This is a genomic window from Wenzhouxiangella sp. YN9, assembly GCF_056324165.1.
This window is the reverse complement of sequence record NZ_JBJNIP010000115.1, coordinates 17,894-40,387: the sequence shown is the minus strand read 5'-3', so window position 1 is coordinate 40,387 and position 22,494 is coordinate 17,894. Positions and strand designations below refer to the sequence as shown.

General features: G+C 62.7%; 21 protein-coding genes and 1 pseudogene. 3 read left to right on the top strand and 19 right to left on the bottom strand.

The genetic code is table 11. The features are described from left to right. Positions 1-235 precede the first annotated feature (235 nt). From ruvB to ACEWQ0_RS12185, 4 genes are all read right to left on the bottom strand, one after another. The gene (ruvB, locus tag ACEWQ0_RS12200) at positions 236-1,273 is read right to left on the bottom strand and encodes a Holliday junction branch migration DNA helicase RuvB (RefSeq protein ID WP_476482269.1); all 1,038 of its coding nucleotides are present in this window, start codon (positions 1,271-1,273) and stop codon (positions 236-238) included. Positions 1,274-1,538: 265 nt separating this feature from the next. Then, a complete protein-coding gene (gene ruvA, locus ACEWQ0_RS12195) occupies positions 1,539-2,126 on the bottom strand; it encodes a Holliday junction branch migration protein RuvA (RefSeq protein WP_476482270.1) in 588 nt (195 codons plus the stop codon). Further along, positions 2,123-2,611, bottom strand: coding sequence for a crossover junction endodeoxyribonuclease RuvC (gene ruvC / locus ACEWQ0_RS12190; RefSeq protein ID WP_476482271.1), 489 nt, complete (start codon positions 2,609-2,611; stop codon positions 2,123-2,125). Before ruvC ends, ruvA begins: the two co-directional genes overlap by 4 nt. A gap of 33 nt (positions 2,612-2,644) precedes the next feature. Continuing rightward, positions 2,645-3,382 carry a YebC/PmpR family DNA-binding transcriptional regulator gene (locus ACEWQ0_RS12185; RefSeq protein WP_476482272.1) on the bottom strand — a complete coding sequence of 246 codons (738 nt, stop codon included), beginning with the start codon at positions 3,380-3,382 and terminating at the stop codon, positions 2,645-2,647. Positions 3,383-4,025: 643 nt separating this feature from the next. Between ACEWQ0_RS12185 and ACEWQ0_RS12180 the strand changes: the two genes are divergently transcribed. Further along, on the top strand, positions 4,026-5,081 hold the full coding sequence (locus ACEWQ0_RS12180; protein WP_476482273.1) for a hypothetical protein: 1,056 nt from the start codon (positions 4,026-4,028) through the stop codon (positions 5,079-5,081). A gap of 179 nt (positions 5,082-5,260) precedes the next feature. Here the strand turns inward: ACEWQ0_RS12180 and ACEWQ0_RS12175 are convergent, their stop codons facing one another. The 4 genes and pseudogenes from ACEWQ0_RS12175 to ACEWQ0_RS12160 all read right to left on the bottom strand — a co-directional run. Beyond that, positions 5,261-5,878, bottom strand: coding sequence for an alpha/beta fold hydrolase (locus tag ACEWQ0_RS12175; RefSeq protein ID WP_476482274.1), 618 nt, complete (start codon positions 5,876-5,878; stop codon positions 5,261-5,263). Positions 5,879-6,031: 153 nt separating this feature from the next. Continuing rightward, a complete protein-coding gene (aspS, locus tag ACEWQ0_RS12170; protein WP_476485475.1) occupies positions 6,032-7,801 on the bottom strand; it encodes an aspartate--tRNA ligase in 1,770 nt (589 codons plus the stop codon). A gap of 3 nt (positions 7,802-7,804) precedes the next feature. Continuing rightward, the gene (locus tag ACEWQ0_RS12165) at positions 7,805-8,017 is read right to left on the bottom strand and encodes an FmdB family zinc ribbon protein (protein ID WP_476485590.1); all 213 of its coding nucleotides are present in this window, start codon (positions 8,015-8,017) and stop codon (positions 7,805-7,807) included. Positions 8,018-8,029: 12 nt separating this feature from the next. Continuing rightward, positions 8,030-8,125 (bottom strand): annotated as a pseudogene (locus ACEWQ0_RS12160) (FmdB family zinc ribbon protein); the annotation flags it as partial. A gap of 138 nt (positions 8,126-8,263) precedes the next feature. Here ACEWQ0_RS12160 and ACEWQ0_RS12155 point away from each other — a divergent pair. After that, positions 8,264-8,917 (top strand): RIO1 family regulatory kinase/ATPase domain-containing protein, encoded by a 654-nt coding sequence (locus tag ACEWQ0_RS12155; protein ID WP_476482277.1) that lies wholly within the window; start codon positions 8,264-8,266, stop codon positions 8,915-8,917. On the opposite strand, the gene ACEWQ0_RS12150 is transcribed toward ACEWQ0_RS12155, so the two are convergent. Next, on the bottom strand, positions 8,912-9,889 hold the full coding sequence (locus ACEWQ0_RS12150) for an NAD-dependent epimerase/dehydratase family protein (protein ID WP_476482306.1): 978 nt from the start codon (positions 9,887-9,889) through the stop codon (positions 8,912-8,914). The two genes, ACEWQ0_RS12155 and ACEWQ0_RS12150, sit on opposite strands and share 6 nt — an antisense overlap. A gap of 167 nt (positions 9,890-10,056) precedes the next feature. On the opposite strand from ACEWQ0_RS12150, the gene ettA reads away from it, so the two are divergent. Then, positions 10,057-11,727: an energy-dependent translational throttle protein EttA gene (gene ettA, locus ACEWQ0_RS12145; RefSeq protein ID WP_476482278.1), complete on the top strand. Its 1,671-nt coding sequence runs from the start codon at positions 10,057-10,059 to the stop codon at positions 11,725-11,727. Positions 11,728-12,257: 530 nt separating this feature from the next. Here ettA and ACEWQ0_RS12140 read toward each other — a convergent pair. The 10 genes from ACEWQ0_RS12140 to ACEWQ0_RS12095 all read right to left on the bottom strand — a co-directional run bounded on the left by ACEWQ0_RS12140 (position 12,258) and on the right by ACEWQ0_RS12095 (position 22,458). After that, positions 12,258-13,091 (bottom strand): Rossmann-fold NAD(P)-binding domain-containing protein, encoded by an 834-nt coding sequence (locus tag ACEWQ0_RS12140; RefSeq protein WP_476485474.1) that lies wholly within the window; start codon positions 13,089-13,091, stop codon positions 12,258-12,260. After that, the gene (locus ACEWQ0_RS12135) at positions 13,088-13,951 is read right to left on the bottom strand and encodes a glycosyltransferase family 2 protein (protein WP_476485473.1); all 864 of its coding nucleotides are present in this window, start codon (positions 13,949-13,951) and stop codon (positions 13,088-13,090) included. The genes ACEWQ0_RS12140 and ACEWQ0_RS12135 overlap by 4 nt, the downstream gene beginning before the upstream one ends. Beyond that, positions 13,948-14,820, bottom strand: coding sequence for a class I SAM-dependent methyltransferase (locus tag ACEWQ0_RS12130; protein WP_476485472.1), 873 nt, complete (start codon positions 14,818-14,820; stop codon positions 13,948-13,950). Before ACEWQ0_RS12130 ends, ACEWQ0_RS12135 begins: the two co-directional genes overlap by 4 nt. A 143-nt stretch (positions 14,821-14,963) precedes the next feature. Further along, complete coding sequence (locus tag ACEWQ0_RS12125; protein WP_476482282.1) at positions 14,964-15,773, bottom strand: glycosyltransferase family 2 protein; 810 nt, start codon at positions 15,771-15,773, stop codon at positions 14,964-14,966. Beyond that, positions 15,770-16,945, bottom strand: coding sequence for an ABC transporter ATP-binding protein (locus ACEWQ0_RS12120; RefSeq protein WP_476485471.1), 1,176 nt, complete (start codon positions 16,943-16,945; stop codon positions 15,770-15,772). The genes ACEWQ0_RS12125 and ACEWQ0_RS12120 overlap by 4 nt, the downstream gene beginning before the upstream one ends. Further along, a complete protein-coding gene (locus ACEWQ0_RS12115; RefSeq protein ID WP_476485470.1) occupies positions 16,942-17,718 on the bottom strand; it encodes an ABC transporter permease in 777 nt (258 codons plus the stop codon). Before ACEWQ0_RS12115 ends, ACEWQ0_RS12120 begins: the two co-directional genes overlap by 4 nt. Continuing rightward, a complete protein-coding gene (locus ACEWQ0_RS12110) occupies positions 17,715-18,587 on the bottom strand; it encodes a peptidylprolyl isomerase (RefSeq protein WP_476485469.1) in 873 nt (290 codons plus the stop codon). Before ACEWQ0_RS12110 ends, ACEWQ0_RS12115 begins: the two co-directional genes overlap by 4 nt. A gap of 226 nt (positions 18,588-18,813) precedes the next feature. Beyond that, entirely contained in the window at positions 18,814-19,956 is a 1,143-nt protein-coding gene (locus ACEWQ0_RS12105; protein ID WP_476485468.1) for a hypothetical protein, read from the bottom strand. A 386-nt stretch (positions 19,957-20,342) separates the two neighbouring features. Beyond that, positions 20,343-21,953: a hypothetical protein gene (locus tag ACEWQ0_RS12100; protein ID WP_476485467.1), complete on the bottom strand. Its 1,611-nt coding sequence runs from the start codon at positions 21,951-21,953 to the stop codon at positions 20,343-20,345. Positions 21,954-22,032: 79 nt separating this feature from the next. Continuing rightward, a complete protein-coding gene (locus ACEWQ0_RS12095; RefSeq protein ID WP_476485466.1) occupies positions 22,033-22,458 on the bottom strand; it encodes a hypothetical protein in 426 nt (141 codons plus the stop codon). Between the last annotated feature and the right edge of the window lie 36 nt (positions 22,459-22,494).

Below are 22,494 nucleotides of genomic sequence, written 5' to 3'. Positions count from 1 at the left end.
CCATGCCATGCTGGACTCTCCAGAACCGAAGACCACTGCAGCCGCGGAATGCGCGGATGGCCTCTTGCCCACCCCGACCGAGGCGCTGCAGTCATCGCTGTTGACGGCTTTCCAATCACCTTCCGTGTATTCCGTGTGTTCCGTGGATGCCGGGCCTGGATTTTTTGGGGATCTGATCATCGACCCTTCCAGCAACCTGCACGCCAAAAGCCGGCAAAGTCAACAGCGGTATCGGTCATGTCTCGGAACGATTGTCGAACAGATCGTCGGGCCGGTCGGGCGGATTGAGGCCGAAATGGTGCCAGGTGGCGGTGGTGGCCATGCGGCCGCGGGCGGTGCGCATGAGAAAGCCCTGCTGAATCAGATAGGGTTCGATGACGTCCTCGATGGTGCCGCGCTCTTCCGACAGCGCCGCGGCCAGACTTTCCACGCCCACCGGCCCGCCGCTGAAGTCCTCGACCAGTTTTTTCAGCAGCTTGCGATCCATGGCGTCGAAGCCGCGTGCGTCGACCTGCATCATCTCCAGGGCGTCGGCGGCCACCGATTCGCTGATGCGCCCGTCCGCGCGCACCTGGGCAAAATCGCGCACCCGCCGCAGCAGGCGGTTGGCGATCCTGGGGGTGCCGCGCGATCTGCGGGCGATTTCCAGCGCGCCTTCGCGGTCGGCCTCGATGCCGAGGATGCCGGCCGAGCGGATCACGATCTCGGCCAGCTCGCCGGGGGCATAGAACTCCAGGCGCTCGACAATGCCGAAGCGATCGCGCAGCGGCGAGGTCAGAAGGCCGGCGCGAGTGGTCGCACCCACCAGGGTAAAGCGCGGCAGATCGAGCTGAATCGAGCGCGCCGCCGGGCCTTCGCCGATGATGATGTCGATGCGATAGTCTTCCATCGCCGGGTAGAGCACTTCTTCAACGACAGGGCTCAAGCGGTGGATCTCGTCGACGAAGAGCACGTCGCCGGGCTCGAGGTTGGTCAGCAGCGCGGCCAGATCACCGGCGCGCTCAAGCACCGGGCCGGAGGTCTGGCGGACGTTGACGTCCATCTCGTGGGCGATGACGTAGGCCAGCGTGGTCTTGCCCAGGCCGGGCGGACCGAAAATCAGGACGTGGTCGAGGGCTTCGTGGCGCGCGCGGGCCGATTCCAGATAAATGCCCAGGCGCTCTTTCATTTCCGGCTGGCCGATGTACTCGTCCAGGCGGCCGGGACGCAGGCTGGCCTCGATGCGGGCCTCGTCCTGATCCACTTCTCCGGTCACCAGTCTTTCTTCGCTCATCAGTGCACCCCGCCGCCGATTCTGCAAGCTTCAGCGAGTCGGAAAGCATTTGGCTGCAAGGCATGTTTCGCAGGCAATGGCAGCATCCTTGTCAAGAAACATAACGCCGCAGATGAATGCTTTCCGGCTCGCTCTGCGGGAGCGCGCCAGAGCCGACATTGCGGCGTTGCGCCCCGTGCAATGGGCGCACCATTCACTGCAGGTAGCGCCCTGCACTCTTGGCTCAGGCGCGCTCTGAATGTTACAGAATCGGCGGCGGGGTGCACTAGCCCTGCATCTTCTTCTTCAGCGCGTCACGGATCAGGGCCTCGGCCGACTGGTCCGGCGTGGCCACCGCACGGATCATCTTCAGCGCTTCCGATGAGGAATAACCCAGGGCGGTGAGCGCCTCGCGGGCCTCGCCTTCGGCGCTCAGCGCGCTGCCACCCGCGGCATCGGCCCCGCTGCCCAGATCGGAGACCTTGCCGCGCATTTCCAGAATCAGCCGCTCGGCGGTCTTCTTGCCGATGCCCGGCAGCCGGGTCAGCGATTTGGTATCGCCGGCCTCGACCATCAGCGCGAAATCGTCGCTGCTGACCCCCGACAGGATGGCCAGAGCCAGGCGCGGGCCAATGCCGGTCACCTTGAGCAACTCGCGAAACAGTTTGCGATCGGCTTCAGCAAGAAAGCCATAGAGCGTGTGGGCGTCGTCCCTGACCACCAGATGGGTCAGGATCGCCAGCTCCTCGCCGTCTGCGGGCAAGCGGTCGAACGTATTGAGCGGCACCTCGACCTCGTAGCCGACGCCACTCACGTCCACCGTCAGCGACGGCGGCTGACGGGAAACAAGGGTTCCGGCAAGTCGAACGATCATCGCAATACCACTCCACTGGGCAGTCGCCTGGCTGTTTGTGCGGTGTGATGATGGCACAGCGCTGCGGCCAGTGCATCGTAGGCGTCCTCGCCCAGGTCGGCGTCGACCTTCATCAGCGCGCGGACCATGTGCTGTACCTGTTCCTTGCCCGCGCCACCGCGGCCGACGATGGCCAGCTTGATGGCCCGGGGGGCGTATTCATGCACCTCCAGCCCCGCCTCCACCGCCGCGCAGATGGCCACGCCCCGCGCCTGGCCCAGCTTGATGGCCGACTGGGCGTTGCGGCTCATGAACACCGTTTCCACGGCGGCAAACTGCGGTCGATACTCGCCAATCAAGCGGCTCAGGTCGGAAAAGATCTGCCCCAGCCGCTCGGGCATGGGCCCGCCGCCCAGGCGCAGGGTTTCGGCATGAATCAACTTCTCCCCCTCGATGATGCCTACACCGGTCCGGCGCGAGCCGGGATCGAGCCCGAGAATCCTCATGCGCGAACCCGGCCCTCGGGCAACCCGCTGAACTCACTCATAGGCCGCAGCGGGAATATCCGCGTTCGACCACACGTTCTGGGTATCGTCGAGATCTTCGAGGACGTCGATGAAGGCGATCACCGCCTTGCCGGTGTCGGTATCGACTTCGATCAGGTTGTTGGCACGCTCGGTAACCTCGGCTTCCTCGAACTCCAGCCCGGCGCTGCGGAAACCGTCGCGCACGCCCTCGAAATCTTCCGGCTCGGTCAATACCTCGATCGCGCCGTCGTCGTGGTTGACGATGTCTTCGGCGCCGGCCTCCAGCGCGGCCTCCATCACCTGCTCCTCGCTGGTACCGGGAGCGAAAGTGATCACGCCCTTGCGCTCGAACTGAAAGGCCACCGAGCCTTCGGTGCCCAGGTTGCCGCCGTGCTTGGTGAAGGCGTGGCGCACCTCCGAGACCGTGCGGTTGCGATTGTCGGTCAGACAGTCGACCATCACCGCCACGCCGCCGGGGGCATAGCCTTCGTAGCGCAGCTCCTCGTAGGAGGCGCCTTCAAGGTCGCCGGTGGCTTTCTTGATGGCGCGCTCGATGTTGTCCTTGGGCACGTTCGCGCCGTTGGCCTTGTCGATGGCCAGCCGCAGCCGCGGATTGCTGTCGGGGTCACCGCCGCCCTCGCGCGCAGCGACCGAAATTTCGCGCACCAGTCGCGTAAAGATCTTGCCCCGCTTGGCGTCCTGCGCCTTCTTGCGGTGCTGAATATTGGCCCATTTGCTATGGCCGGCCATGAGTGGCATACCTCCGTTGTGATGACCAACCTGTCATATTAACCGAAGGCTGCCCCAGGTCGATCGATGATCGCGCACGTCGGGGCGCCTCCTCGACCTGCGGCCGCCCGGAATGCCATCACCCGGTTGCAGCACGTATTGCCTTTTCGAGTGGCGCCTCTGATCTCGCGGTGCTTCACGCGTTGCAGCATGGGTTGGATTGGCGCAAGAGCTGTGGAAGGGGCTCCAGGCCGCGATTTTTTGCGCCAAGCCGCGTCGGTAAGACTGGTGCTACCGGGCGCTGCGGCGGTGTCGACACGTCAAAATCAAGGTCGAAGCCCGCACGAAATTGCTCGGCTTAAAAGCTGAAAGACGGGTATCAGACCGTGAGCAGGCGGCCGGACCGCAGGCTCCGATCAGCGCCGTATCGCGATCTGGAGATCGCTCCCACCCCCGATGCGAGTCGCTTTCCTTCCACACGTGCTGGCGTCAACGCCCCGCCGATGGCGCGCAAGGCGCGGTGGAGCCATCGCGAGCGCAAGCCGCCGGATCCCTCCCATGGCCACTTTCGAAAAAAGACGCGGGCATTCGCTTCGGTTCCATTCAGCCGCCACTCAGAATCCGGCGCTAGAATAACCGGCACACCTCAAAGACCCGCCGAATCATGCGCTACCTGCTGCTTGCTCTGACTTTTGCGTTCGTCGGCCAGGCCTCGGCCACCGGCAAGATCAACGTGCTGACCGACCTGAACTCGCCCTTCCCGCCGGGCTGCGTGGCCGTATCCCTGCCGCAGGCGCCGCCGCCCGGCGGCGAATACTTGTTCAACGAGAGCAATATCCATGTGCCGTCGGTGGACCCGGGCTTTGCCGCAGCACGTCTTAGCGTCCAGATCTGGCGTACCGGCTGTCACGACGAGGGCTATTCGGTGGTCATGGTGCGTCTGAAAAAAACCGGTGGCGGGCGGGTTCTGACCCCGCGCGTGTTCGCCGACTCGGGCGTGGTGGATTTGCCGGAGCACGTCGCCCGGCTGATCCAGTACCCGGCCGTCGGCAGCGTCGACGCCTCGGCCGATGAAATCACCGAACAGGGCACCACCTACATGCTCGCCGTCGATCCCTACGCTACCGGCTCCGCCAGCGAGCGTCCTTTCGGGCCGGCAGACTACAACGATGAGTTCACGCTGGAAATGTTCTGGGGCGACTATAGCGGCGCCACCGACCGGGACTATCTGCTGTTGAGGATTCCCGAATATGCGCCTCAGCTCGACCCGCCGCAGTCCGATTACCCCGTCCTGCACGGCCGCATGTCCGGGCAATACACCATCGAGGGCATGCCCTACAACGGCCTGGTGCTGCAGATCGGCGAGGAGTTCAACCCGCACGGCGACGACACCAACTCGATCACGGCGCTGCTGTTTACCTACATTGACGGCCAACCCTTCTGGTTGATCGGCTCGCTGGCCCAGGAGGATCCGGGCTTTGACATCGTTACGCTCGATATGCTCGAGGTTTACGGGGGCGAGTTCATCTCCGCCCCCCCGGGGAGCTACGATGAGGACGATGTCGACATGTATTCGGTCGGCACCATGACTATCGAGGCGCTGGACTGCAACACGCTGCTGGTGGGCTACAACTTCCACGAAGGCGGCCTCGGCGCCGGATCCTTCGAGGCCGATCGGCTGATCCGGATTGCGGGGTATGACTGCAATCCGTGGCAGTGAGCATGCTGGTTGGCTTGTTGACTGGTTGAACGCAACGGCACGGCCAGGTCGGCCAGGGATGGGCGGGTTCGCTGAAGGCCTCGCCACCGCATCGAACCGAAGCAAATGCTGCCATCCCTGACCGACTATCGAAGCCCCTGTTTCGGATTTGCTGTTGGTGCTTCGAATTTGAAAGCCCGCTACTGCCCGAAGCTTCCTGAATCCAGAAAATCTGCTGCGGCCATCGAAACCGACGGCGCCGTCACCAGCCCCGTATGCGTCACCGGCAGAACGCACTCTTCAGCGCCTTCAAGGCGGCATTCGGCGACCGTGACCGTGCCGTCATTGGGGCGCGCCATCGACCCGAAAACTCGCCCGACGCCGACCGATCGGCTGCCGGCGATCACGCCGACTTCGCGCCCGGCAGGGGCGTGCGAAAAACCCTGCTCCAGGGCGCTGCGGGCCTGGCCCACCAGCGGCCGGAGCAGGCGTTTGTCGGCCACGCGCCGGCCGGCCGCCGAGCCGTTGACGGGAGACCCCAGCAGCACAACGCGACCGGGCGGCAGGTCGGCGTACTCATCGAGCATACGCAGGATCACCAGCCCGCCGAGGGAGTGACCGACCAGATCGACCCGATCGATTTCCAGCCCGGCAACGAACTCACGCAGCGCCGCCGCATTGGCCGCCAGGGTCTGGCGCATGGTCGGATAGGAAAATCCCCGCGTCGAGAAGCCCCGCCGCTCGAGCCGGCGCCCGAGCAGCCCCATGCTCCAGGCACCCCACCAGAGGCCGTGGACGAGTATCACCGATCTCGTCATGGCGCCTCCGGCTTGGTAACGGAAACCGGATCTCCGCAAACAAGAGTCAAAACCCTTAAAACGCAAAGACGCAAAGCAGCAAAGGACGCAAAGAAATTATTGAATTTCACTTAGCGCCCATTACTGCTTCGCTGCTTTGCGTTTCCAAGGTGTTCATGTCTTGGAAGGCTGCAATTTCAGCTTCAACTCCTTGAGCTGCTCTGCCTCCACCGCCGCCGGCGCCCCCGTCATCAAACACGACGCGTTGGTGGTCTTGGGGAAGGCGATCACTTCGCGGATCGAGTCTTCGCCAGCCATGAGTGCGGCGATGCGGTCGATACCAAAGGCAATGCCGCCGTGCGGCGGGCAGCCGTATCTGAGCGCTTCGAGCAAAAAGCCGAAGCGGGCCTTTGCTTCTGTCTCGTCGATGCCAAGCACGTCGAAGGCCGCCTGCTGCAGCTTCGGATCGTGGATACGAATCGAGCCGCCGCCGATCTCCGAGCCGTTGAGCACCATGTCATAGGCACGCGACAGCGCTTCGACCGGTTCGGCTTTCAGCGCCTCGCCGTCGGCCACCGCCGGGGCGGTAAAGGGATGGTGCAGGGCGTAATGGCGACCGTCTTCGGCGTCATACTCGAACATCGGAAAATCGACGACCCACAGCGGCTTCCAGCCCTCGTTGTACAGCTCGAGATCTTTGGCCACCTCAAGCCGCAGCGCGCCCAGGAAGCTGTTGGCCACCGGCTTCTCACCAGCCCCGAAGAACAGGATGTCGCCATCGGCAGCGCCGGTGGCCTCAAGAATGCCGGTGACGGCCTGCTCGTCTAGGAACTTGGCGATTGGCGACTGCACGCCTTCAAGACCTGCGGTGGCATCGTTGACCTTCATCCACGCCAGGCCCTTGGCGCCGTAGCGGCCGACAAATTCGGTATAGCCGTCAATCTGCTTGCGGGTGAGCCTGGCACCGCCGGGCACGCGCAAGGCAGCCACCCGTGAGGCCGGATCGCTGGCCGGCCCGGAAAAGACCTTGAACTCGACGTGACGGACCTGCTTGCAGATGGTGATCAGCTCCATATCGACCCGCAGGTCCGGCTTGTCGGAGCCGTAGCGCGACATCGCCTCAGCGTATGACATGCGCGGGAACGGGTCGGGCAGCTCGACCTCGAGCACCTGCCTGAATACCTGCCGGATCAGCGCTTCGGCCGTGTTCTGCACTTCGGCCTCGTCGACAAAGGCCATCTCCATATCGAGCTGGGTGAACTCGGGCTGGCGGTCGGCGCGAAGATCCTCGTCACGAAAGCAGCGCGCGATCTGGTAGTAGCGATCGAGTCCGGCCATCATCAGGAGCTGCTTGAACAACTGCGGCGACTGCGGCAGCGCGTAGAAGCTGCCGGTCTGCACGCGGCTGGGCACCAGATAGTCGCGCGCGCCCTCGGGCGTGGCGCGGGTCAGGATCGGGGTTTCGGCATCAATGAAATCGCGCGCATCGAGGAATTGCCGGATCGCACCGACAAGCTGCGAGCGCAGCCTGAGATTGCGCTGCAGCCGCGGTCGGCGCAAATCCAGGTAGCGATATTTGAGCCGCACTTCCTCGCCGTCTTCGTCGGTCATCAACAGCGGCAGCGGCGCTGCCGCGCTGATGATCTCGACCGAGTCGGCCACCATCTCGACCTTGCCGGTGGGCATGTCGGCGTTCCACTGGCTTTCCGGCCGCATGCGCACGCGTCCGGTGATACGCACGCAGAACTCGTTCCTGAGCTTCTCGGCTTCGGCAAAAGCCGGCTCGTTGTCGGGTTCGACCACCACCTGCAACACGCCGGCGTGGTCGCGCAGGCCGACAAAGACCAGGCCGCCCAGGTTGCGCGCGCGGTTGACCCAGCCGCAGACGGTCGCCGTCTGGCCGTCGAGCGTCTCGTTGACTTGTCCACAAAGGTGAGAGCGCATCGGTCAGGTCGCCTGTCCGGCCGGCGCGCCGGCACCGCCACTGTCGCCGGGCTTTGTCGGCTGGCCGCCGGATTTCGAAGCGGACGCGCCGTCGGACTTCTTCGTCTCGGGCTTGCCGTCGCCGGCAAGGTTGCGGCGATTGTCCTTCTTGAAATCGGTTTCGTACCAGCCGCTGCCCTTGAGGCGGAACGCGGCTGCGGAGATCAGCTTGGTCAATTCCGGTTGATCGCATTCAGGGCAGTCAACCAGGGGCGGGTCGGACATCTTCTGCAGTTCTTCGAGTTCATGGCCGCACGACTGGCAGCGGTATTCATAAATCGGCATTGCTATCAATCCCTAGTGAGGCAACTTTGATGCTGCGTATAATGGGGCCCCTCCGGCTGCTTTTCGAGCCCCCGGGAGCCAAACTGCCTGACAGCCCATCCACGCGGAAGGCGGCGGCGGTTCGGCTATGATGGCCGCATGTCGTTGGCCGCCTCCGAATCCGCAGCGCTCGCGCGCCTTTTCGAGGATTTCAACCCCGAAGACTGGCCGTTGGTCGCGCAAAGCAACCAGGGCCGAGTGGTGCGCGTTACCGGCAACGGCCTTGACCTGGCAGTGAAAACCCCGCGCGGCCGCGGCCTGGTATGGCGCGCTCGTCAGTTTTCCTTGTTGCGCGAATTCAACGCCTACCGCCATGTTCAAGGGCTGGCCGGGTTTCCGCGCTGTCATGGTCTGTTCCGACAGTGTTACCTGGCGCTCGAGTACATCGACGGCCCGCTGCTCCGGCACGCGGCACCCGCAGATCCGGAAACCTTCTTCGACGAAATGCAGCAGATTCTTGCGGCCATGCATGCCCGTGGCGTTGCCCATGGCGACCTCAAAAGCCGCAAGAACGTGATGATTTCCGCCGATGGTCGCCCGGTCATCATTGATCTGGGCACATCGGTGGTTCAACGATCCGGCTGGCGTCCCCTCAACCGTCGACTGTTCAACTACCTGCGCCAGATCGACCTCAACGGCTGGGTCAAACTCAAGTACGGCAGCTACGACCGGGTCGACAAACTCGACCGCCATCTGGTACGGCGCACCCGTATCGAGCGCATCAATCGCTGGGCGCGGCGGCGGGGGTTATGACGCGTCGCCCAAACGTCGCATGCCCTCGTCAATGCTCACCCGCGGCGCGTAACCGAGGTCGCGCCGCGCGGCAGTGATATCGAACCAATGCGCCGTGGCCAGCTGCTCGACGACAAAGCGCGACAGCGGCGGATCGCGTTTGAGCCGCAGCCCCCGCCAGACCCCTTCGACCAGGGTAGCCGCAGCCATGGCCAGGCGCGGTGAGATTCTCCCCAGTCGCGGCGTCTCGCCGCTGGCGGCGAGCAGTCGCTCGAGCCATTCACCCACGGCCAGTGGCTCGCCGTTGGTAATGAAATAAGCCTTGCCCGCGGCCGTGGCCGCACCGGTCAGATTGTCGAGCGCCAGCAGATGCGCCTCAGCAGCGTTGTCGATGTAGACGGTGTCGATCAGCCTGTCCGGCGCGGGCAGCTTCAGCCTTCCGGTGCGGTTTCTTTCGGCCAGGCGCGGCAGCAGATTGTTGTCACCCGGCCCCCAGACCAGGTGCGGTCGCAGGGCGCAGGTCTTCAGGTCACCACCGTTGGCGGCCAGCGCCAGGTGCTCGGCCTCGGCCTTGGTGGCCGGGTACGGCGCCGGAAACTCCGGCGGATACGGCAACGACTCGTCACCGCCTTCGATATCGCCGCCGGCGTGCACCACGCTGGGCGAGGAGGTGTGCACCAGATAACGCACACCGTGGTGCCGACAGGCGTCGATGACGTTCCGGGTGCCGTCGACATTGGCCGCGAAAAAGTCCGGGCAATACAGGCCGGGGCCGGCCTTGGCGGCCACGTGTATCACCGCCTCGACGCCGTCAACGGCCGCCATCACCGCCTCGCGATCGGCCATGTCGCCGCGATGGCAGATCACGCCAAGCTCAGCCAGCTCCGGATAGTCGGAACGACTGATGGACGAGACACTATCGCCGCGCTCGAGAAGCTGGCGAACGATCGCGCGCCCGAGAAAACCGCCGCCGCCGGTGACCAGAACTCGCATCAAGGACATGCTCCGAGTGTGAAGTGTAAAGTGTGAAGTATGACGTAACGCGGGTTTCGGGTTTCCTTCACACTTCACACTGAGCACTTTACACTCGATAACCATCTGGCATTCCCAGCGACTCGCCCCCACATCCCTCAATTGGCACCCAACCAGCCCAGAGCACAATGAGCCAGTACGTCTACACCATGCACCGCGTTTCCAAGGTGGTGCCGCCCAACCGCACGCTGATCAAGGATGTGTCCCTGTCGTTCTTTCCCGGCGCCAAGATCGGCGTGCTGGGGCTCAACGGCGCGGGCAAGTCCACGGTGCTGCGCATCATGGCCGGCGTTGACAAGGAATTCGACGGTGAAGCCCGGCCGCAGCCCGGTATCCGCATCGGCTACCTGCCGCAGGAACCCGAGTTGCCCGAAGACCAGACGGTACGCGAGGCGGTCATGGACGGCGTCGGCGAACTCCGCGACATGCTCGAGCGCTTCGAGGACATTGCCGAGAAATTCGCCGAGCCGATGGACGACGAAGAAATGACCGAGCTGCTGGCCGAGCAGGCCGAGCTGCAGGACAAGATCGATTCGGCCGGCGGCTGGGAGATCGAGCGCACCCTGGAGGTCGCTGCCGACGCGCTGCGCCTGCCCGAATGGGATTCGAAGATCAAGGTCCTGTCCGGTGGCGAGCGCCGCCGCGTTGCGCTGTGCCGCCTGCTGCTTTCCAAGCCCGACATGCTGCTGCTCGACGAGCCCACCAACCACCTCGACGCCGAGTCGGTAGCCTGGCTGGAACGCTTCCTCGACGAGTTTCCCGGCACCGTGATGGCGGTGACGCATGACCGCTACTTTCTCGACAACGTTGCCGGCTGGATCCTGGAAATGGACCGCGGCCACGGCATTCCCTTCGAAGGTAACTACACCTCGTGGCTGGAGCAGAAGGAAGCCCGCCTGGCCGTGGAAGAAAAGCAGGAGCAGGCACGCCAGAAGGAAATCAAACACGAGCTGGAATGGGTACGCTCCAACCAGAAGGGCCGCCAGGCCAAATCCAAGGCGCGCCTGAGGCAGTTCGAAGAACTCAATTCCAAAGAAGTTCAGAAGCGCAATGAAACCCAGCAGATCTATATTCCGCCGGGCCCGCGCCTGGGCGACAAGGTCATCGAGGTCAACGGCCTGTACAAAGGCTATGACGACCGCCTGCTGATCGAAGACCTGAGCTTCAAGGTGCCGCCGGGCGCCATCGTCGGCATCATCGGCGGCAACGGCGCCGGCAAGACCACGCTGTTTCGCATGATCTCCGGTCAGGAGCAGCCCGATAGCGGCAGCATTGAAGTTGGCGACACGGTGCAGCTGGGCTATGTCGACCAGAAGCGCGACAGCCTGCAGGACGACCGCCAGGTCTGGGAAGAAATCTCCGACGGTGCCGACGAAATCCACGTCGGCAACTACCGCATTCCGGCCCGCGCCTACGCCAGCCGCTTCAACTTCAGGGGCTCGGAGCAGCAAAAGCGCATCGGCCAGCTTTCCGGCGGCGAACGCAACCGCGTGCACCTGGCGAAAGTGCTGCAGTCGGGCTCCAACGTGCTGATGCTCGACGAACCCACCAACGACCTCGACGTCGAGACCCTGCGCGCGCTGGAAGAAGCGCTGCTTGCCTTCCCCGGCTGCGTACTGGTGACCTCGCACGACCGCTGGTTCCTCGACCGCATCGCCACCCACGTGCTTGCCTTCGAAGGCGACAGCCACGTCGAATGGTTCGAGGGCAACTTCAGCGAGTACGAAAAGGACTACAAACGCCGCCACGGCGACCAGGCTGGCCCGCGGAGAATGAAGTACAAGAGATTGAAGGGTTAGGCGGGGTTGGCAACGCCCTGCGATGGCCGGTGACCACCGCTCGCGGTGCAGTCGTCCGTCGAGGACCTCACCCCGACCGATGCAGGCCACGATCACAACCCCGCAATGCCTTGGGCCCAGACGGTGGGTCGCGGTGACATCCGCGACGGACGAGGTAGCGCACCGGCACCAATGCAATCAACGCGTGGCCGGAGCCGCCACGTCGCTACGCCCATCCATGGCCCGCCGATCGAAGGCGGGCCGCCGGCCTGCCGGCTTCGTTCCATTATTGCGAACGCCACCGAATCCGCCGACGGAATCCTCGCGAAGGCAGCGCCGCGAAGGGGCCAGCCCGCACAGCAAGCCAGTCCTGAAACAATCGAGCGTGGGACGTTGACCTTGAAGAGCGATTCTTGGTTACTTTTTTCGCTCTGGAAAAAGTGACCCGCCATCAGCCTGCGAAGCAGGCGGGTGAAACCGCCTTTGGCCTTGATCTTGAAGTGTCCAGACCCGCACCACAACCGGGTGTCTGACGTGCCTGGATCCAGACTTCAGGGCCGAAACGGGCGCGGGTTCCAGCCGAGATTTTCGCGCGCCGGCGCATCGTCAACCACCAGGTCCATGCGCTGGCGATCAATCATGGCGGGCTTGATATCGGTCATGCGGCCGGTGCGGTGCGCCGCTCGGAGCACAGCATTCATCAAGGCTGCCGGCAAGCGCAACAGTCGCTGACTGCGGCCCTGCGCGGCGGCAACGCGTCGCAGCATGTCGGGCCAGGTCAGGGTCTCCCCTCCGGCCAGCAGCCAGGTGCCGGCGCTTTTCGATCCGGAGATGACGCACTCCACCGCCAGGCGGGCCAGGTCGTCGGCATGGACCGGGGCGCGCAGGCCGCGTCCGGCATAGGGAACAACGGGCAGCCGCGTCATCAGCCCGGCAATGCGGCTGACGTTGGCATCCTGCCCGCCATAGATCATGGTCGGCTTGAGAAGGGTCAACACGATGTCGCGCTCGCGACAGACTTGTTTCAACGCGTCTTCACACTGGCTCAGCGCGCGCATCTGGCGGCGCTCGCCTCGGTCGGGCGAACCTTGCTTGAACTGAGTACTCGCCGAACTCAAGGCGATCACACGACCCAGCCCCACGCCCTGACTGACCTGGGTCAGCGCGTGCGCCAGCGGGCCGAAGCTGACCAGGGTGCCGGCCCTTACGTCGGCCGGCTTGCGCTCCAGATCGTGCTGCAGCCAGGTCACATGCGGCCAGGAGCGCGCCGGGTCCTGGCGGGATACGGCGATGGCCCGCACCCGCTGCCCTGCCGTGCGGTCGAGAAAGTGCTGGCCGACCGGGCCGCTGGCGCCCAGCAACAGAATGAGTGCAGTATCGCTCATGTCCGGGTGATCAGGCTGACCGGCGTCATCACGATGGCGTGCAGCTGGATGAACAACCACCACAGGGCGCGGCTGAACCCGCTCCAGTCTTCGCTGCAGTGCTTGTTGAGGTAGCGCCAGAGACTCTGATGCTTGGCCCAGAGCACCGCCAGCGGACGGCGCCGGGACGACACGCCGCCGGCGTGGGAGACGAAAACCGAGGGCACCAGGCGGATGCGCCAGCCCGCGGCATGCAGACGGGCCATGACGTCAAGATCCTCGAAATGCATGTGGAAGCGGGGATCAAAACCACCGATCTTCTTCAGCGCACTGGTGCGCATCAGCATGCAGGCGCCGGAGACGGCGTCGACATCCACCGGCTGATCGGGTACGGGCTCGTGCGTCAGATCGATGCCGTTGACCTGGCTGAACGGCATCACCTCCGAAAGGATCTGCTGACGGGTGGGCAGGCGTCGCCGGCTGCCCCGCTGCTCGCGCCCGCTCATGTCGAACACCCGGCCCGAAGCCAGCGCGGCGTCAGGGTGATGATCGAGCTCATCGATCAGCCGTGCCAGCGAGTGGGGGGTGAGCAGGCAGTCCGGATTGATGATCAGAAGATACTCCGTATCGATCTTGCGCAACGCCTGGTTGACGCCTCGACCGAAGCCCAGATTGCGATGCGCCCGGCGCACCGTGAGACCGTCGGCGGCGTCGAGGATATCGATGCTGCCATCGGTCGAGGCGTTGTCGATCACGACCACGCTCGGCGCCGAACGACCCGGCCCCCGCAGGCTTTCGATACAGCGTGCCAGCCAACGGCCGGAGTTGTAGTTGACGATCACCGCGGTAACGCGTGCGATTGCCTCTGTCTTGCCGTTCATGAGCCGCCAAGCAGGCGCCGCCACCAGGGGCGTTCGAGCTGCGCTCTCAGGCGCTGGATCTCGGCTTCGCGCTCGGCCAGCAGGTGACCAGCACGAATGTGCCTGGCGACTTCGTCGTTGTAATGGCTGTAGACTGATTCCTCGCGGTCGCCGTAAAGCGACAACGCGGGTGCGGCAGGCAGCGAGGCTTCGTTCTGCGCCGCCACGGCAATGTAGTAGAGCGGCGGCAGGCTGGGGAGCTCACTGCGCTCGATGACGCTGTCGTCGTTGAGCAGAAACTGGCTGCCCTGGCCGGCATTCAAATCCCACATGGCCGAGGCAAACATCAGCTTCTGACCATAGAGACGGTAGCTCGGGAACACGCTGGATAACAGAGCCTCGAGCTCTCCGCGGTAGAGCTCGCGGACGTGATAGGGATTGTTGTAGCCGGTCTCGTCGCTATAGGTCTTGCGGTCTGGCGAGGAAATGATCAGAAATCCGTCCGGACGCAGCACGCGTCGGAACTCCGCCAGCAGCGTTTCCTGAGCCTCGAGATGCTCGAGCGTTTCAAACGACACGACGGCATCAAAACAGCGGTCCGCATAGGGCAGCTGCGTGGCATCACCGTGGTCAAACTGCAGGTTGCCGTGCGGGTAGCGTTCACGGGCGTGAGCCACCGCGTCTGCGCCGATATCGAGGCCGACTACCGCGGCCGCCCGGGCGGCCAGCAGGGAACTGCCATAGCCCTCTCCACAGGCCGCATCAAGCACCTCGAGGCCGTCTACCAGCCCGGCGGCCCAGGCATAGCGGTGCCAGTGCTCATAGGCCATTTCACGCACGCATTCGGGGGTGAAACGCTCACCAGTGAATTCAAGGGATGGCTGGGACATGGCTCAAGAGTTGATGATGTTCACAGCCCAGTTTAACCGCTGGCGCAGGAATCGGCGCAGCGTTGTCGGGTCGATCGCAAGTCATGCTCATCGGCAAGGCCCGCCTCCGGCTGAATGCAATCTACTTTGATGCCGGGTTGATATCAGGCCTCTGCGGCGCGATAGGCCTGGATGATTCGCTCGCGGCGCGCGGCCATCGGGTCGGCGTCGATGAAGGCGCGCACGTGATCCATGTAGTCAGGATGGCGCGCCAGCAGCGCATCCATCGCTTCTGCGCCGGGCGCGATGCCCAGCGGGCTGAAGCTGGCACCGCCCTCGTGGGCGACAAAGGCGTCGTCGCAGATCACGTGGCGCCAGCCGGCCTGTATGGCGCGCATGCACCAGTCATTTTCTTCACCATAGCCGCGCCCGAAGGCCGGCTCGTCGAACAGGCCCACTTCCTCGATCGCCCGGCGGCGCAGATACAGACAGAAACCGACACCGGTTGGCACTTCCGGGTACTCGGGTGGCCCGGCCTGGCGGCACGCCGCGGCCCAGCGGTACGGCTTTCGCGGCCACGGATTGTTCCGGCAAAACTCCGGAATCGAGGCGATTTCGCCGTTATTGGTCAGCGGCGTGATGCTCGCAATGGTGGAGTCGAATTCAGCGCAGCGCTCGATCGCCTCGAGCCAGCCGGGGGTCACCTCGGTGTCGGCGTTGAGCAGCACCACGTCGCGGCCGGATGCCAGCGTCATTCCCAGATTGGCCGTGGCAACAAAGCCGAGATTGCGCTGGTTGCGCACCCGTGTCCATTGCTCCGGCAGATCCTCCATTACTTCGCGGGTGGCGGGCTGATCAGAGGCGTCATCAATGACGATGACCGGCTGCGCGGCCGGCACCGTCTCCTCCAGGGCCTTCAGACAGCGGCGCGTGGCTTCGGGCGCGTTGAATACGGGAACCACGATGGTGGTCATGGTTGCCGCCACTGATGGGCCAGCCGCACCAGGCCAAGCTCGCGGGTGCGGCCGGTCACGGTAAACAGGTTTTCCTGAGTGTCGTGTATGCGCAGGCCCTCGGGGTCCAGGGTATGCGCCCGCACCGCGTAGCCGCCGGGCAATAGCGCCAGATCCGGAAAGCGCAGCTGCAGGCTCACCTCCTGATCAGCCGTGACTTCGACCTGAAATTCATCGTGGTCGGTGGCCACACCGTAGACCGGGGTGCCGTCGGCGCGAACAATCCCGACCAGCACCTCAGGCGCGCGGCCGTCGGGCGCTGTCAGCTGCAAGTGAACGTCCAGCGTGTCGCCGGCGGCAAGCGACGGCTCACGTATGTCACCCGTCCCCAGTTCAATCTTCCGGATCCGGTAGACGGCGCTGGTGTTGCGGCCGTGTTCGGCTTCCTGAGCATCCTTGCGCTCGTGCCAGGCCAGGTAAGACTGGCTCACGTCGAATACATCACCGTACATTGCCACCCGCCCCCGGTCGAGCCATAACGCGTGCCGGCACAGCTTCTGCACCTGATACATGCTGTGCGAGACCATCAGCATGGTGCCGCCGTCGGCCAGATAGCTCTCGATCCAGCGAATGCACTTTTTCTGAAACGATTCGTCACCCACCGCCAGCACCTCGTCGGTGATCAGCAGATCGGGCTTGACTGAAGCGACCACGGCAAAACCCAGTCGCACAACCATGCCAGAGGAATAGTGCTTGATCGGTTCGTGAATCGATTCGCCAATATCGGCAAACGCCAATATATCGTCTAGACGCTCGTCAACCTGTTTTGCCGTCAAACCGAGAAAGGCTGCGTTCATGCGCAAGTTGTCCAGCCCGGTGTATTCGGGGTCGAACCCGGCGCCAAGCTCTAACAGCGCGGCAACGCTCCCATTTTTTTCGATGCGGCCGCTGGTCGGCGCCAGCACGCTGGAAATGATTTTGAGCAGGGTGGACTTTCCGGCTCCGTTCGCGCCGATCAACGCCATGGACTCACCCGGTTGAATCGCGAAACTGATGTCTTCGAGAACGCAGGTACCGCCTTCGGCCTGGCCGCGCCACAGCAGCTGCCAGAAAGCCTTCAAGCGCTCGCCGGAATTGACCGTCGGTGGATAGCGCTTGGAAACGTTATCTAGGCGCAAGAGCGGTCGAGTCACAGAAAGTCCTCGAAGTGCGGACTCAGGCGGCGAAAGACCTGCCGACCCAGCCAGACCACCAGCAGCCCACCCGCCAACAGAATCAGTGCGGGCCCGCCGGGCACAGCCTGACCATGAAGAACGCCTGCGCGAATCTCCGCCATGAACCAGGTCATCGGATTGTAGTTCAGCCAGCCGGCATATTCTGCCGGCAGCAGCGATGGCGCGTACAGAATCGGCGTCAGAAAGAACCAGAACATGAACAGCGTCGGTAGCGCCTGCTCGAGGTCACGAACATAAACCTGAATAGCCGAAAGCCCCAGGGCAAGCCCGGTGGTCAGCACATACAGACTGAGTAGCGCCAACAGCAGCCTCGGAAGCCCCAACCAGTGCAGCTCGATGCCCAAAAGCGCGAGCACCACGAACACGGCCAGATAGCCAGTGAGGTGCAGCACGAAAACAGCTGACACCGATGCCAGCACCAGCAACTCTCTGGGAAGCGCGACCTTCGAGATCAGCGCGGCATGGTCACGAATGGCTTTGGCACCCGTGAGCACCCCTTCTGAAAACATCAGCCACGGCCAGAGCGCAACGGCCAGCCAGGCAACGAAAGGAACATCCAGGCCCGGCGGTACCCGGGCCTGGAAAATCACGCCGAAAACGAAGGAATAAACCGCCAACAGCAGCAGCGGGTTGAGAATCAGCCAGATCCAGCCGCTGGCGCTGCCGATGAAGCTGGAACGAATTTCCCGGCCGATGAGCCGCCGTAGCAGCGCTCGGTCGACCCGGCTCATTGGCCCGGCCGTCTAGCCTCTTCGACCTGTTCGCTGATGCTCTCGGCGGTAGGACGCCCCGCATCGCGAATGCCATGGCGCTCAAGCAATTTCTCTATTGATCCGGGGACGATTTCCAACGGATTTGCGTCGAGCGCTTCACGGTAGAGCCGGTCGACGAGATCCTGGCGATGGCGCTGCCGAGCGATCTGACGAGCTTGTTGCTCAGCCTCTTCCCAGGACAGTGTGCGCTTTTCGCTCGTGGCATCCAGGCGAATGATGTGCCAGCCATGATCTGAAAGCACGGGTTCGGAGATCTGACCCGGTTGCATCAATCGCAGCGCTTGAGCCACCTCCTCGTCCAGCTCTTCGAAGGCGACATTTTCATAGCTTCCGCCATTTTTTTTGGCGTAGGGGTCGTCGGAGTGTTCTTCGATCAGAGCTTCGAAATCGGCGCCTTCCTGGAGCTTTTCGTACACCCCGAATATCGTTTGCATGGCATCGAGCTCGCCGCGGCCCCTGCCGCGATTGACCAGAATATGCGAGAAACTGACCCCAGCCGGAACATCAAACAGAGAAGGCTGGGTCAGATACAGCTCCCGCGCCTGGTTGGCGTAATCATCGAGGATATTCTCGGCGATGTAGCGCTTGCGCCGTTCTTCAGCCAGATAGACCGAGGTGGTCTGGTACAGGCTGCCCTGCACCACGGGCTCCTCAAGCAGGTCGTTATCGATGGCCTGCTTTGCCAGAATCCGGACCAGCAGCAGCTGTTCGATTGCCTGGCCGAGGCGCTGGTTGTCCATCAGGAAGGCCGCCCGGTTTTCTTTCGGGATTCGGCTCAGATAGGCGTCGATATCCGCCTGGGTCACATCGATATCGCCCTTCTGCACCACCGTCGCAGAATCGCGAGGAATCGTAAAACTCTCCGCTGCCAAGGCGGGATTTGCCAGCAACAACAGGGAAAGGACGGGTATCAGAATAAAAGTGCTCTGCGAGCCTCGATTCAGCATGGCTTTTTTGTCAGTCTGCAGGTTGGTTGAGTCAGGTAAGGCGAGACCGGGTTGAAACAGGTCGAGGCCGCATCAAGCGGCCCCGACCTGGACAAACCCCGTACGCTCAGTAGTTGTCAGCGCTATATCGGGTGCCACATCCAGCGCCGGTAGAGCAGTCAGGGTGTGGTGTGATCTGGCTCGGGTCGGTACCCGCCGGATCCTTGGTATAGATTATGTTGAAGTAGTAGGTTTGGTTCGGCTCAAGCGCACAGCGGTTTTGATCGTTGCGACTGCCCGTACCGCCCCATGCAAAGGAGCTAAGCCAACTCTCGATTATGCAACCGGGGCCCATTTCGTCAGTAATCTCGGCGGCGTTGAAGTCACCGGGGCACTTTGACACGCTGATAAGCTTTTCGCGGTTTTCCAGATTGCTGCTCTGGGGAATGCCCACGGTGAGCTTCTTTTTCGCATCGGCAGGCACGTTGCCCGAGTTGAACTCGAGAGCAATGTAGGCGCGGCCGCTGTTGGTTGTTCCAACGCCGAGAACGCGCTGAAGGCTTGTCTGCTCATCGAAGTCGAATGGCCAGACCTGGTTGAAATAGCGGCAGTCGTGATCTTTCTTCAGGCCGTGTCGGCCCTGATATTCGTAGCTGCAGCTATTTCCGCCGGTGGTCTTGCGAACCCAAGTGGATGGCATCGTACGGCTCGTACACTCAGCCGGTACGGGTGGCGGCGACACCTGTTCATCAGTGATTTCGATATTGACGCTGCGGGTGTTTTCAGCAAATACCGTTCCGTTGTAGCAGGCCAACTCTGCAGTGTAGTTGCCAGGACCAAGGCTGCTGGTCGAGATCACCTGGCCCACGGAGTTGACGGGGTTCTTGCCCGTTTCATTCCAACCGACCATTCCCGAGCCATCGCAAGCCCAGGCACCTTGAGTTTGCCAACGGAATCTCAGGCTCTCGCCCTGCGCTACAGAGACGTTTGAAGCGGCCCCGTTGACGGTAAAGCTCGATATGGCAACCGCTACGCCCTCACAGTCGCCGGTGGCGGTGCAGGCTTCCGGGTCAACCGGGGTGACTTTGATATTGCCTTGATCGTCAAATTGCATGTTGCCCTGCAGTTCGATCACGGTCGGATCCCCCGAAGGGGCATGCAGGATAAGTTGCTTGGTCGTCTGTGCATCTGCGGCTGGGGCAAACGCCACCCCGCAGGCCAGAGCGCCGAAAGCCAATGCCTTCAAGATATAGGACATACTGTTATTCATATCCGTTCCGGGATTCCTGTTGCTTTCACTGGGCAAACGCCCTGATTGAAGAGACCCGGAGTATCGGGCCCCGGCGTGAGAACACATTAATCAATTGTAGGTTATCTGACCTGTAACCGGCTGTAAAGATTCCGTACTGGACAAATTAAAAGGCTAACCGGAGCTGACAGCACCGTGTGAGGGCAAAGAAGTTCGATTAGAGCGGGCACCTCGCTGCCGGTAGCGCTCGGCCTCGACTGGCAAACCGGGCCGTCAGGATGTCGGCATGTCGTGATTGAATCGGACACCTTCTGGCCGGGGTATAACAAACAAAAGGGCCACCCAGTGGGTGGCCCTTTCTCGATTTCATTTCAGAAACCGAACGGAATTTCTATTCGAAAACCGTTTTAGGACTGCACGATAGCACGACTACCGCGATGGTTGAACGAACCACCGTAGTTGGCCAGCGCGCCATCCACATCGCCATTGGTGTAGGTGTTGGCCCAGAAGCCGATCACCGGCAGACCACGCACCTGGTCGCCATTGGCGGCCGGCTCGCTCAGACGCTCATCAACGCTGAGCGGCGAGTTCGACGGAACCGTGCCCAGGTCAAATTGCATCCAGCCTTCGGTGAAGCCCGGCAGGTTGAAGTTGACGTAGCTCAGGCGTGGGAAGTCTTCACGCAGCGGCTCCTTCATGATCTCCGACTCCTCCGGCAGCGGACCTTCGCCACTGAAGCGGACCACGTTGGCCTCGCGGCAGAGCTGGAACACGTCCGGGGTTTCCGGCGGCGGCGGCGGTGAAACGATCACGTCACCCGGCTCGTCGGTCGGCTCAGACTCTTCACGGTCCCAGACACGGAAAGCCATATCTTCACAAGAGTGGTTCAGCGAGCCATCGGCAAGCTTGTGCCAGGTGCGGGTGAACGGCGGAACCGGCGCATCCGGGGCAACGTAGCCACCGTCAGCATCAGTGTGGAAGCGCTTGGTCGGGAAGGTCAGCACCCACTCCGAATGGCCGCCGAGATTTTCACTGATAGCGTACTCGTTCATCAGCATGTTGTAGGTCAGCGTCGCATTCAGAGCCGACGTATCCGTGCTGGCGCCTGACCAGTCGTGGGTCACGACCTGGCCATCAATGAAGATATTGCTTTCGTTATTGCTGCCTGCACCCAGATCCGGGAAGAGGCTGACCGGGTTGGTGTGGAAAGAGTCACCCTGGACCCAGAAGCCATCAATGGCAGTCGCGTTGTAGCTGAACATCGTGCCTTCGGCAACGTTGAGCACGCTGGCAGCGCCGAACAGGCCACCGCTTGCGCCCATATCGGTATCAAAGCCGAATTCGGTGTCGCCCGAGAACCAGGGGTTGTTCGAAATGCCCTGGGCCCAGTACTTTTGCAGGGTCGCGCAGTCGCGCGGCTGGCCGGCAACGTGCTTGGAAGCGTACGGCACGTAACCCGGGCTGGCCGGGTTGTCGCTCGAATCGCTCTGCGGCAGCATGGTGTGCATTTCGATCACTTCGACATAACCTGAAGCGGTACGCTCGATACCCTGCGGACCGCCGTCGCCGGCGTATTCGAAGTCCAGGAAATTGCGCTCGCCAATGCCTTCGGCGGGATCATAGATATTCGGCGCCGTACAAGTGGAGTCGGTGGTGACCATCTTGCCACCGCCGTCACCGGTCGCGGTCACAGCACCCGTCCATACGTCGTACGGAGACATGTAGATGTTGAAGTCAAGAACTTCGCGCGAGTTCAGGGCTTCGATGAAGCGGATCTTGACCGCCTTGCCACGCTCGGTGGTATTGACAATCGAGATCAGCGTGTCGTTACCGCCGCGGGCGGTGTAATACGGGTACAGCAGCACCTGACCAAGGCCGTCGGGGTTGACGTTGACGGCGTTTGCCACGCTCGCCATGCCCGCCACGCCCGTCAGACCCGCCAGAACTGCGGTCGTCAAGGTATTTCTTTTCATTACAACACTCCTAAAGTTGTTGGACACAGGGCTCTGTGTAAGCACAGTGAGATGAACACGGCTCCTCCCGAGCGCATCCCAGCATGTGCAATTCTATGCTAAACGAAGGGATCGTGTAAAGCAATCAGTTTTTCACGTACCACCACTGGCCGTCGAGACGGATCCATTCGTCCTCAAGGCGGCGAGAGAGCTCGATCTGCGAACTGGCCTGACGCATTCCCGGCACTTCGGCACGATACCCGACCTCGACCGTGACCACGCAGCGATCAGGCTCATCGCAGCTGGAACCGAGCACTTCCCCACTCAGCCAAGTGACGGGCCGTCGACTCATGTCCCGCGCAAAAACGTCCTGATTGACGCGCTCGCGAAAGCCTGGGGTGTAATACTCCCAGGCCTGCGCAAACTCGCCTTCGGCCATCAGCTGCCATCGCGCCTGAGCGCGCTCTTCGACGGTTTCAGGCTGTGACGAAGCCTCTTCGCCGGGCTGGCAGGCAGCCAAAAGCGCAATGCAGCCAAGCAGGGCCGCGATGTTGATCTTTCCTGTTTTCAAGACTCGATCCTTTTTCGAAGATATTGATAAAAGCTT

Excerpts from the sequence above, each read along its gene's own strand:
- ruvB (WP_476482269.1), bottom strand. The coding sequence starts at position 1,273 with ATGAGCGAAGAAAGACTGGTGACCGGAGAAGTGGATCAGGACGAGGCC.
- ruvA (WP_476482270.1), bottom strand. The coding sequence starts at position 2,126 with ATGATCGTTCGACTTGCCGGAACCCTTGTTTCCCGTCAGCCGCCGTCG.
- ruvC (WP_476482271.1), bottom strand. The coding sequence starts at position 2,611 with ATGAGGATTCTCGGGCTCGATCCCGGCTCGCGCCGGACCGGTGTAGGC.
- ACEWQ0_RS12185 (WP_476482272.1), bottom strand. The coding sequence starts at position 3,382 with ATGGCCGGCCATAGCAAATGGGCCAATATTCAGCACCGCAAGAAGGCG.
- ACEWQ0_RS12180 (WP_476482273.1), top strand. The coding sequence starts at position 4,026 with ATGCGCTACCTGCTGCTTGCTCTGACTTTTGCGTTCGTCGGCCAGGCC.
- ACEWQ0_RS12175 (WP_476482274.1), bottom strand. The coding sequence starts at position 5,878 with ATGACGAGATCGGTGATACTCGTCCACGGCCTCTGGTGGGGTGCCTGG.
- aspS (WP_476485475.1), bottom strand. The coding sequence starts at position 7,801 with ATGCGCTCTCACCTTTGTGGACAAGTCAACGAGACGCTCGACGGCCAG.
- ACEWQ0_RS12155 (WP_476482277.1), top strand. The coding sequence starts at position 8,264 with ATGTCGTTGGCCGCCTCCGAATCCGCAGCGCTCGCGCGCCTTTTCGAG.
- ACEWQ0_RS12150 (WP_476482306.1), bottom strand. The coding sequence starts at position 9,889 with ATGCGAGTTCTGGTCACCGGCGGCGGCGGTTTTCTCGGGCGCGCGATC.
- ettA (WP_476482278.1), top strand. The coding sequence starts at position 10,057 with ATGAGCCAGTACGTCTACACCATGCACCGCGTTTCCAAGGTGGTGCCG.
- ACEWQ0_RS12140 (WP_476485474.1), bottom strand. The coding sequence starts at position 13,091 with ATGAGCGATACTGCACTCATTCTGTTGCTGGGCGCCAGCGGCCCGGTC.
- ACEWQ0_RS12135 (WP_476485473.1), bottom strand. The coding sequence starts at position 13,951 with ATGAACGGCAAGACAGAGGCAATCGCACGCGTTACCGCGGTGATCGTC.
- ACEWQ0_RS12130 (WP_476485472.1), bottom strand. The coding sequence starts at position 14,820 with ATGTCCCAGCCATCCCTTGAATTCACTGGTGAGCGTTTCACCCCCGAA.
- ACEWQ0_RS12125 (WP_476482282.1), bottom strand. The coding sequence starts at position 15,773 with ATGACCACCATCGTGGTTCCCGTATTCAACGCGCCCGAAGCCACGCGC.
- ACEWQ0_RS12115 (WP_476485470.1), bottom strand. The coding sequence starts at position 17,718 with ATGAGCCGGGTCGACCGAGCGCTGCTACGGCGGCTCATCGGCCGGGAA.
- ACEWQ0_RS12105 (WP_476485468.1), bottom strand. The coding sequence starts at position 19,956 with ATGAATAACAGTATGTCCTATATCTTGAAGGCATTGGCTTTCGGCGCT.